At 36.6% G+C, this 10898-nt stretch carries 10 protein-coding genes and 2 tRNA genes; 10 read left to right on the top strand and 2 right to left on the bottom strand.

Annotated features, from left to right (window positions below; genetic code table 11):
• Positions 1–223: 223 nt before the first annotated feature.
• The 3 genes from mgtE to IPZ78_RS09830 all read left to right on the top strand — a co-directional run bounded on the left by mgtE (position 224) and on the right by IPZ78_RS09830 (position 1946).
• Positions 224–1603 carry a magnesium transporter gene (gene mgtE / locus IPZ78_RS09820; RefSeq protein WP_225553182.1) on the top strand — a complete coding sequence of 460 codons (1380 nt, stop codon included), beginning with the start codon at positions 224–226 and terminating at the stop codon, positions 1601–1603.
• A gap of 112 nt (positions 1604–1715) precedes the next feature.
• A tRNA-Asn gene (locus tag IPZ78_RS09825) sits at positions 1716–1789 on the top strand.
• Positions 1790–1872: 83 nt separating this feature from the next.
• Positions 1873–1946, top strand: a tRNA-Asn gene (locus IPZ78_RS09830).
• Between the two features lie 40 nt (positions 1947–1986).
• Here IPZ78_RS09830 and IPZ78_RS09835 read toward each other — a convergent pair.
• A complete protein-coding gene (locus IPZ78_RS09835; RefSeq protein WP_225553184.1) occupies positions 1987–2331 on the bottom strand; it encodes a hypothetical protein in 345 nt (114 codons plus the stop codon).
• 306 nt (positions 2332–2637) lie between these two features.
• Here IPZ78_RS09835 and IPZ78_RS09840 point away from each other — a divergent pair, with 306 nt between their 5' ends.
• Together IPZ78_RS09840 and IPZ78_RS09845 are read left to right on the top strand one after the other, a co-directional pair.
• Positions 2638–3270 (top strand): 3'-5' exonuclease, encoded by a 633-nt coding sequence (locus IPZ78_RS09840; protein WP_225553186.1) that lies wholly within the window; start codon positions 2638–2640, stop codon positions 3268–3270.
• Between the two features lie 21 nt (positions 3271–3291).
• Positions 3292–5199 carry a DUF294 nucleotidyltransferase-like domain-containing protein gene (locus IPZ78_RS09845; protein ID WP_225553188.1) on the top strand — a complete coding sequence of 636 codons (1908 nt, stop codon included), beginning with the start codon at positions 3292–3294 and terminating at the stop codon, positions 5197–5199.
• 123 nt (positions 5200–5322) lie between these two features.
• Here the strand turns inward: IPZ78_RS09845 and rlmF are convergent, their stop codons facing one another.
• Entirely contained in the window at positions 5323–6201 is an 879-nt protein-coding gene (gene rlmF / locus IPZ78_RS09850) for a 23S rRNA (adenine(1618)-N(6))-methyltransferase RlmF (RefSeq protein ID WP_225553190.1), read from the bottom strand.
• A gap of 202 nt (positions 6202–6403) precedes the next feature.
• Between rlmF and thrS the strand changes: the two genes are divergently transcribed.
• The 5 genes from thrS (at position 6404) to IPZ78_RS09875 (ending at position 10842) form a co-directional block, all read left to right on the top strand.
• Positions 6404–8329, top strand: coding sequence for a threonine--tRNA ligase (gene thrS, locus IPZ78_RS09855; protein ID WP_225553192.1), 1926 nt, complete (start codon positions 6404–6406; stop codon positions 8327–8329).
• Between the two features lie 48 nt (positions 8330–8377).
• Positions 8378–8902, top strand: a complete 525-nt coding sequence (gene infC / locus IPZ78_RS09860; protein ID WP_394371241.1) for a translation initiation factor IF-3 — start codon at positions 8378–8380, stop codon at positions 8900–8902.
• A gap of 39 nt (positions 8903–8941) precedes the next feature.
• Entirely contained in the window at positions 8942–9142 is a 201-nt protein-coding gene (rpmI, locus tag IPZ78_RS09865; protein ID WP_225553196.1) for a 50S ribosomal protein L35, read from the top strand.
• Positions 9143–9240: 98 nt separating this feature from the next.
• The gene (gene rplT, locus IPZ78_RS09870; protein ID WP_225553198.1) at positions 9241–9585 is read left to right on the top strand and encodes a 50S ribosomal protein L20; all 345 of its coding nucleotides are present in this window, start codon (positions 9241–9243) and stop codon (positions 9583–9585) included.
• A gap of 189 nt (positions 9586–9774) precedes the next feature.
• Complete coding sequence (locus IPZ78_RS09875; RefSeq protein ID WP_225553200.1) at positions 9775–10842, top strand: LacI family DNA-binding transcriptional regulator; 1068 nt, start codon at positions 9775–9777, stop codon at positions 10840–10842.
• Positions 10843–10898 lie beyond the last annotated feature (56 nt).

The following is a 10898-nucleotide window of genomic DNA, read 5'->3' on the forward strand; positions in this document are numbered from 1 at the left end:
CTGCAAATGTTTATTTCAAAGGGATTGTTTTAAACTGGCAGGATAGCGACTTTTAGGTTTGGTTAATTTAGTGTTTTTGATTATGACATAATGTTTATTTTTTTTAATTATTAAACTTGCTGAATACATGAAAAAATATTATATTTTTTGCAATAAAAAGACGACTTTTGCATCAAACTAAAGTGAGATACCAATGTAGGGAAATTATAATCGGAGGAGAAAAATGGAAGAATTGGAAATGCATGTTGTAACACTCGAACAGCTAATCGAAGATGGTAATCATCAAGGGTTGGCGGATTATTTAAATGAGTTAAATATTTCTGATGTTGAGGAGTTGATTGATGAGCTTCCGGAACATGGCCCTCTCTTTATTGAAACCCTAGACCTAAACCGAGCGGTCAATGTATTTCGGATTTTAGACTTTCCTACGCAAGAGCGTATTTTCAAAAAAATTTCAGCGAACAAAGTCAGAGAGATATTGAACACAATGCCTCCCGATGACCGCACATCTTTTTTTGGAGATTTGAAGGGTGATGTCGTAAAAAGACTGATTACCTTATTGACGCCTGATGAACGCAAAGAAGCTTTGTCATTACTTGGGTATCCTGAGGATAGTGTAGGTCGTTTAATGACTCCGGATTATATTACAGTCAAAGAGCATTGGACTATGACTCGAATACTAGATCATATTCGTCGCTATGGAAGTGGTTCAGAAACGATCGATGTATTGTATGTGATTGACACTGATGGAAAGCTAATAGATGATATTCGTATCAAGGATATTTTATTAGCATCACCAGATACTCAGGTAGGCTCGTTGATTGATAATCGGATGATATCTTTAAACGCGAATGATCCGCAGGAAGAAGCCGTGACGATCTTCCGTATGAATAACCGTGTGGCTCTACCCGTAGTAGACGAACAGGGAATCATGTTGGGTATTGTGACGATAGATGATATCCTTTGGGTCGCGAATGAGGAGTACACAGAGGATATGCAGCGCTTTGGGGGTACAGAGGCTTTGGATGAGCCTTATCTTGATGTGTCGATAATGCATCTTGTCAAAAAACGGGCTGGCTGGCTGGTTGTGTTGTTCTTAGGTCAATTGTTGACGGCGACGGTAATTGGGCATTTTGAAAGCCAATTGGCGAGCGCTATTGTGTTGTTTGCGTTGATGCCATTGATTATGTCAAGTGGAGGGAATAGTGGCTCACAGGCGTCGACATTGATTATACAGGCAATGGCTATGGGAGAGGTTACATTAGGAGATTGGTGGCGCGTGATGCGCAGAGAGATTTTGACTGGATTTATTTTAGGTTTGATACTTGGTGCGTTAGGTTTTATTCGAATTGCTACCTGGCAAATGTTTGCTGATACCTATGGCGAATATTGGGTTCTGATCGGATTAGTAATTAGCTTCTCACTAATTGGGGTTGTACTATGGGGATCTTTGACAGGCTCTATGCTTCCGTTTTTATTAAGAAAGCTAGGTGCGGATCCAGCGAGCTCATCTGCACCGTTTGTATCAACTTTAGTAGATGTGACAGGCTTGATTATTTACTTTACCTTTGCTACATTGCTTTTAAAAGGCGTTTTGTTGTAAAATATTCTTGTTGGGAATGAGTGAGTTGTAAAAAACCTTAAAAAAATGTTTGCAGAACTCTCAAAAACTTCCGATAATTGCATCACCGAAACGGAAACGAAGTAGGTTGAATTCTTCCTTAGCTCAGCTGGTTAGAGCATCTGACTGTTAATCAGAGGGTCCTTGGTTCGAGCCCAAGAGGGAGAGCAAAAAAAAGTCCAATGTCGTAAGGACTTTCAAGTGTGAAAACTTGACATCATGATTTAACCAGAAACTGTAAAGTTTCAAATTCTTCCTTAGCTCAGCTGGTTAGAGCATCTGACTGTTAATCAGAGGGTCCTTGGTTCGAGCCCAAGAGGAAGAGCAAAATTAAAGCCTTTAGATTTCTAAAGGCTTTTTTGCTTTTATTCATTTACGAAACTATTCGTACAGCTATTATAAATTTCTTTTATTTCTGAAACTTTCGTGTTGAAGGTTGAAATGTTAATTTTTGTACCCTCGCAGTTATATCCAAATTGAGGTGGCATAGTATTGCAGGCGGGACACATTGTCATTGCAAAATAAATCTGTTTTCCATCATAAATACCTGAATACAAATTCACTTCCATTACGCCTCTTTCGGTGCATTTAAGTTCAGTTTTAAATCGCTCTTTCATCTCTTGATGGCATGGATTGTTTGAACTGTTTTCGTTTGCCTTTTTGCAGCCAAAAAGTAATACACTTAAGGTGAGTAAAAATAGGGTGCGCATAATTTTAGTTTTGAATAGTGTGTAGTGAAAACGAAAATAATTATAAAAGTGCTACATGAAACAAAAAGCTTTCAGTCCAAATTCTGATTGCTTTTAATTTTTATGCATCAGTCTTATAGCCTGAGGACAAAGTAAATAATATTGATGATACCATCAACTTTATTTAAGTTTGTTCTTAATAAGTGGTCATTTGTGTGTAAGAGGGGTATGTTTTATTTCTAAAGTTCAATAGATTGCTTGTTTTCTTTTTTATAAGGTTAAATCTTGTGGAACGATTGCCTTGTCGATTAATCTGAGGCTGAATAAATGATAAAATCGCATTATATGTTTTTGGATACAGAAGCTTCTGGAGAACCAGTAAGTTGGGATGTATCTTCAGTCGACTGCCGTGACTGGCCTTATTTAGTTCAGATTTCATGGGTAATCTATACCATTGATGGAGATGAAATCAAGCGGGAGAAACTTTATATTGACGAGCGAGATTTTAAAAGCACTTCTTCTGCACTAAAAATACATAAGATTACGGATGTGTTTAGGCAGCAACACGGTTCTTCACGTAAAGATGTACTGAATCGGCTACTCATGGATTTGCAGATGTATGATCCCTTATTAGTTTGTCACTTTTTGAAATTTGACCTTAATTTGCTCAAATTCGAGTTGGAGCGAGCAGCAATAAAGTATAATCTGGACCAAATTCCAGCATTCTGTACTCTGATGGCGACAAGGTATCTTGCGGGTACAGCGAAAGGGAGATCTCTTACTTTGTCTCAATTATACGCGATACTTTTCTATAAAACGCTCCAAAATTATCATGATGCCCTTTGCGATACATTGGCTACTGCAGAATGTTTTTTTGAATTATCCAAAAGTGGATATATTAACGAGCAATCCATTTTGGAGCAGATTAACGAAAGAAAGATGACGATCATATTAAAGTAGTTTTCTAATCAATATTTTACGATGAACAGAGTTGAATTCCTAAAAAATAATCCCCCATTCAATTTGTTGTCTCCTGAAGTGCTCGATGACTTTGCGGATCTTTTTACCGAAACAAAATATAGTAAGGACACATTGATATATCAACAAGAAGTCACTAAAATGAAAGGTGTTGATGTTATTGTTAAGGGAGTATACGAATCATTTTTTTACGATAATGAGCAGAATAAACGATTGCCCGAATCACATGAAGCGGGATTTTGCTATGGGGGTATTTCCATACTTTTGAATAGAAAGAAATCGTTGCGTACGGTCATTGCTACTAAGGGTACCGTTGTTCTTTCGTTAAAACGTAAATATTTTGCTGGACTTTGTCAGTCTAACGATGCTTTTTTTCAATACTTCACTGCCGAGTATGGACGGCTGATGTTGAATGACGATTTTGCTCATTTTACTAAAGCTCCCCCTACCTTCGAACAAAGCTATATTGCATCCGAACAGTTGTATTCGAGGCGGATAGAAAGTGTAGATGCCAAAGATATATTGTATTGTGAAGAAAACACCCCGGCATGGCAGGTTGCTATACTTATGGCGGATCATAAAAGAAGTTGTATTATCGTTAGGGATGCATCTTTACAGGCTGTAGGATTTATTACCGATATTACCTTGCGAGACAAAATCGTTGCTCATTCAGGAATGGATAACAACATTTCCGCGAGGGAAATCATGGACATACCTGTAGTGACCATCGATAATCAGGCGTATGTATATGAAGCGATATTAATGATGTTTCGGTCAAAGACACGCTACCTCCTGGTGGAGAACAAAGGACTTCTTGAGGGGATTATTAGCCGAAACCGTCTACTGAGTGAGCAGGCACAGTCGCCATTGGTATTTATTCAATCTGTAAAATTGGCATTATCCGTAGATGAACTAAAAGGGAAATGGGAGAATGTACCCCACATGATCAAGCAGTTGATTGGGAGAGGAGTGAATGCAGAGATCGTGAATCAGATTATCACATCGATAGCAGACACCATCTTGATAAAGATAATAGATAGCGTAATAGCTGATATAGGTAAGCCTCCAGCCAAATTTGTCTTTATGGTGCTGGGGAGCGAAGGGCGAAAAGAGCAAACTTTAAAAACAGACCAAGATAACGCGATTATCTATGAAGATAAGGCGAACGAGCATCGTGAGGAAGTTAGAGAATACTTTCTTAAGTTTGCCGATATGGTCTCTGGGCATCTTGATTTTGTTGGGTTTAGTTTCTGTACGGGTGGTTTTATGGCGAAAAACCCCAAATGGACGCATTCCCTGTCTCATTGGAAAAATAACTATGAGCAGTGGCTACAAGAATCTATACCTGAGTCGACTATTAAATTTTCTACTTTCTTTGACTGCCGTTACATATATGGAGATCCGTCAATCATGGATGAACTTCATGAGTTTCTGGATGAAAAATTAAAACAGCCCATGGAAAAACTGTTTTTCCAGATGGCAAAGAATGCTTTGCAGTACCAACCACCTCTGACATCTTTCCTTAAGAAAATACGTACTATCAATGTGGGAGATCGGGAAGTGTTTGATATTAAGAAAGCGATGACGCCTATCGTGGATCTGGTACGGGTGTATGCGCTAAAGCACCGTATATTCAGCGTGAATACCGGAGAAAGGTTGAAGGCACTCCAAAAAATCGGTGTATTTACAGAATCAGCGACTCAGGAACTCCTTCATTCTTATTATTATCTTATGGCTTTGCGTCTGCAAAGGCAGGCTAATCACATTATACAGGATAATACAGAGCCTGACAATTTTATTGACCCAACGAGTTTAACAAAAATCGAACAGGTTACACTCAAAGAAATCTTCAAGACTATAGAAGGGTTCCAGTCCCGTATACGGGTTAAGTTTACGAAGGAGCTTTTTTAAAATAATTGAAGAAATATGCGTTGTGAAATAAATCTTCTTTTGCGGATTTACAATAGGATGTTATGAATAATATAAATCAGAAAATAAAAAAGCTTTCAGAGTTTGTCTGAAAGCTTTTTCGTTTTATTCCCAACGCCAAGCAAGGATTCTCATTTTCTTTTGCCCTTGTTCCATATCGATGATTTCGATTTGAGCAGCCTTATGGTATTCTAATACTGCTATTAGTGGTTTTAAATGATCTTTGCTTGATACTAAAGATGTCGTCCACTTAATTTGTTTTTTGTATTTCTGACTGTCATATATCAATTGAGTGATAAATGCTTTTTCTCCTCCGGGGCACCACAGTTCGTTGGGGTGTCCAGCGAAATTTTGCACAGTTGGTAATTCAGCTCCTTTTTTTAGATTTTGAAATTTCTTAGTGCTTTTTGACCAATTGTCTTCTCTGGATGTGAAAAAAGGGGGGTTACACATGATTGCATCAAATTTGTCTTCTGGAAACATAATTCCGTCTAGAATTCTTTCACGCTCATCTTGGTAACGCAATTTGATTTTTTTCTTCAACCAAATGTTCTTGTTCACATTAACCTCCGCCTGTTGTACAGAGCTACGGTCTATTTCAGTACCTACGAAATCCCAATTGTATTCTTGTGCGCCTATGACTGGATATACAATGCTTGAACCAGTTCCTATATCTAATATTTTAACATCCTTACCTGTCGGAATTACACCTTGATTAGTCGTCGCTAGTAAATCTGCTAAATGGTGTATATAATCGGCTCTTCCTGGTACAGCTGGGCAAAGACTATTCGGCGTAGGTTGCCAATATTTTAATTTATAATCAGCAATTAATAGTGCTTTATTTAATTCCAAAACAGATTTTGGATTCGAAAAGTCGATAGTATCTTTTTCATTCAATTGTATGATATGACTGCTCAATCCTTTGTAGGTTGCTTTGAGCTTTTTCAAATCATATCCATGTAAGTGCTTATTTCTTTTATGCATGTATTCTGTATTTTCACATCAAAGGTACTCTTATTATTACAATTGCTGGTCAGAACCTTTTCATTTTTCATATCCTTCTCTATTTGATTAAAATATTAGTAAATTTGCACTTCGCTAATTTTAGTAGGTATGCAATGTATTTGTACGCATTGTAGCTAAGGTTTAGCTTAGATAAATTCAAAATTTTAAATCATAATTGTTGATGATTAACATTACATTACCTGACGGTTCGGTTCGTCAGTTTGAAAAAGGGACAACAGCAATGCAAATCGCGTTGTCTATTTCTGAAGGATTAGCTAGAAATGTATTAGCTGCAGAAGTAAACGGTGAAGTGTGGGATGCTTCTCGTGCGATTGAACAAGATTCAGCGGTGAAATTGTTGACTTGGAATGATGATAAAGGTAAATCCACTTTTTGGCATTCATCAGCGCACTTACTAGCCGAAGCATTAGAAGCACTTTATCCAGGTATCAAATTTGGTATTGGTCCAAATATTGAAACAGGTTTTTACTACGATGTAGACTTTGGTGATAGAGAATTCTCGTCTGATGATTTCAAACAAATCGAAGACAAGATGTTGGAACTGGCAAAGCAAAAAGAAGTTTTCGACCGCAAATCGGTATCCAAAGCTGACGCATTAGCGTATTTCACAGAAAAGGGAGATGAGTACAAATTGGATTTGATCAAAGATCTAGAAGATGGCTCAATCACATTTTACTCACAAGGAAATTTCACGGATTTGTGCCGTGGTCCACATATTCCAAATACAGGATTCATCAAAGCTATCAAATTAACAAATGTAGCGGGTGCGTATTGGAGAGGGGATGAGTCGCGTAAACAGTTGACTCGTATCTATGGGGTGACATTCCCTAAAGCTTCTGAATTGACAGATTATTTGAAATTCATCGAAGAAGCAAAAAAACGTGATCACCGTAAGTTGGGTAAGGAATTGGAGTTGTTTGCTTTTTCTGAAAAAGTAGGGGCAGGTTTACCATTATGGTTGCCAAAAGGAACTGCGTTGCGTCAAAAGTTACAAGATTTTTTACAAAAGGCACAGTTAAAAGCTGGTTACGAGCCAGTGATGACACCGCATATTGGACATAAGCAACTATATATCACTTCTGGTCACTATGAAAAATATGGTGCGGATTCCTTTCAACCAATTCATACACCTGTAGAAGGTGAAGAGTTCTTGTTAAAACCAATGAACTGTCCTCACCACTGTGAGATATATAAAACAAAACCTCGTTCGTATAAAGATTTACCTGTTCGTTTTGCGGAATTTGGTACAGTATATCGTTATGAACAATCAGGTGAATTGCATGGATTGACTCGTGTACGTGGGTTTACACAAGATGATGCTCACTTATTCTGTCGTCCAGATCAAGTTAAAGAAGAATTTAAGAAAGTAATTGATTTAGTTTTATACGTTTTTGGTGCATTGGGATTCCAAGAATATACTGCACAAGTATCGTTGAGAGATCCAGAAAACAAAACTAAATATATTGGTAGTGATGAAAATTGGGCATTAGCTGAAAATTCAATTATCGAAGCGACTGCTGAAAAAGGTTTGCCAACTGTTGTGGAATATGGTGAAGCTGCATTTTATGGTCCGAAATTGGATTTCATGGTTAAAGATGCCTTGGGACGTAAATGGCAGTTAGGAACTATTCAAGTTGATTACAATTTGCCTGAGCGTTTTGAGCTAGAATACACAGGTTCAGACAATCAAAAACACCGTCCTGTGATGATTCACCGTGCACCTTTTGGTTCGATGGAGCGTTTTGTTGCAGTATTAATTGAGCACTGTGCTGGGCAATTCCCATTATGGCTTGCGCCTGAGCAATTTATAGTCTTACCAGTGTCAGAAAAATATGAAGAATATGCTCAAAATCTTTTAGATTCGCTAAATAATTCCGATATTCGCGGTCTGATCGATCTTAGAGACGAGAAGGTAGGACGCAAAATTCGTGACGCAGAAGTTAAAAAATTGCCTTACATGCTGATTGTAGGGGAAAAAGAGATGGAAAGTGGCACAGTTTCTGTTCGCAAACATGGGTCAGTAGACTTGGGGTCTATGACAGCAGACGAATTTAGAGATTTATTAATAAAAGAAATAACCGTTTAAAAATTTAAACATTTGGCATTAAAAAGACCTAGTGGTCCAAGACCACCGATGAAAAAGAAAGAACCAGAGCACCGTATTAACGAGTTTATTCGTGTGCCTGAAGTACGTTTAGTGGGTGATAATGTTGAGCCAGGGGTATATCCTACGCGTAAGGCATTGGAAATGGCTGATGAGTTGGAGTTAGATTTAGTAGAGATTTCGCCAAATGCTGTGCCGCCTGTTTGTAAAATCGTGGATTATAGTAAATTCATTTACGAACAAAAGAAAAAACAAAAGGAAATCAAGGCAAATGCCAAGCAAACTATTATTAAGGAGATTCGTTTCGGACCTAATACAAGTGAGCATGATTTTGATTTCAAACTTAAGCATGCGATGCGCTTCTTAGAGGCAGGTGAAAAAGTACGTGCATACGTACATTTCAAAGGTCGTGCTATCGTATTCAAAGAGCAAGGAGAAATCTTGTTGTTACGTTTTGCGCAAGCGCTAGAAGATTATGGTAAAGTTGAATTGTTGCCAAAATTGGAAGGTAAGCGTATGTTTTTGACATTAGCTCCTAAAGGAACTAAGAAATAAAAAGATATTCTAACAGATTGATATAAAATAATAAGTATTATGCCAAAAGTAAAAACCAATTCCAGCGCTAAGAAACGTTTCAAATTGACTGGAACAGGTAAAATCAAGAGAAAAAGTGCTTACAAAAGCCACATCTTGACTAAGAAAACTACAAAACAAAAACGTAACTTGACTCACGCAGCTTTAGTTTCTGACGGAGATACAGGTAACGTAAAACGCATGTTAGCGATTGGTAAATAATCGTTTTCAGCAAAATTAACAATATTTTATAACCGGGTATTAGGTTGTAAGCTTGTTGAAATACACAGCGCCTCATACCAAATTTAATTTTTAAAAATATGCCACGTTCGGTTAACGCAGTAGCTTCGAGAAGAAGAAGAAAAAGAATTTTGAAATTAGCTAAAGGCTATTTCGGTTCACGTAGCAAAGTATATACTATTGCTAAAAATACAGTAGAAAAAGGTTTACAATACGCTTACCGCGATCGTAAAACTAAAAAACGCGAGTTTAGAGCTTTATGGATTCAACGTATCAATGCTGGTGCTCGTCAACACGGAATTTCATATTCTCAATTGATTGGTAAATTAAATGCTAAAAGCATTGGCTTAAACCGTAAGGTATTAGCTGACTTAGCAATGAATAACCCAGATGCTTTCAAAGCAGTTATTGACGCAGTAAAATAATTTAGTTTTTAAACCGCTATCAATTTGTTAGATATAAAGGGAACTCGTGAGAGTTCCCTTTCTTTGTTTATAGAGCTAATGCAAAGAATAAATGCTGAAAGCAACTTTTGTTTTAATCAATATTGAAATTATACGTTATGAATATTTATTAATACATTAGTAGTTAAATATTTTGGTAGGCTAATAATTATGAGTGACCACGAGGAAAAGAAAAAATTTGGTATTAAAGATATTGCACGGATTGCAAATGTTTCTATTGCTACGGTCGATCGGGTATTGAACAATCGCAAGGATGTCTCTGATAGTACAAGAGAAAAAATTAAACAGATAATCAAAGAAAATAATTATCAACCAAACCTTTATGCTCGATCATTGTCTGTTAAGAATAATTTGAGCTTTGCCGTATTAATCCCACGAACTTCTTTGGAGACAGGATATTGGCAGCTATGTTTAGACGGTATAAATAAGGGGATTTCAGAATTCAGCTCTTTTGGAATTGTCATTGAAGTATTTTTATTTGATCAGGAGCAAGAAGATACTTTTCTAGATGCTACAGAAAAGATATTAAGTAAAAAATTTAATGCTGTTATTATAGCTCCAATCTTCATTGAAGAAACTAAAATATTTGTTCAGGAATGCAGATCAAGAAATATTCATACAATTTTCATCAATTCCGATATTCCAGGATACTCTTCGATGGGCTATATTGGTCCAGATTTGTATAGTACAGGGAAGTTAGCTGGGAATCTTACTTCCTATCTTGTTAAAGATAGTTCTAAAGTGCTAATACTTAATGTTGCAAAGGGATTGGAGAATTATAAGTATTTGAATACTAAAATTGATGGTTATAAAAACTATTTAAATGCTATGGGTAAATCTTACCTCATGAAGGTAAAAGACATTCCATTTAATAATTATGATGAAATAGAACCAGAATTGTTGAGGCTGAATTTTGAAATTGAACCAGATATAGTGTTTGTTACGAATTCTCGTGTTTCGGTTGTAGCTAAATTTTTCTATGAACATCAAGAGTTAAACAAGCCTTACATTATTGGATTCGATTTTCTAAGTGCTAATGTAGATTATTTGTCTAAAGGCTATGTTGATTTTCTAATCTGTCAACGTCCAGATAAGCAAGGATATATGGCGCTAAATCATTTGTACCGTTATTTTCTCTTAAAGGAGGGAAGTATTGAGTTTAAATCTATGCCAATTGATATTTTGACTAAAGAGAATTATGCTTTTTATGAAAATTAAAAATATTTTGATATCAAAATATTTTTTTCTAGCTTGCATTATGTTTACGTATTTCA

Source organism: Sphingobacterium bovistauri (assembly GCF_020295405.1).
Classification (GTDB): domain Bacteria; phylum Bacteroidota; class Bacteroidia; order Sphingobacteriales; family Sphingobacteriaceae; genus Sphingobacterium; species Sphingobacterium bovistauri.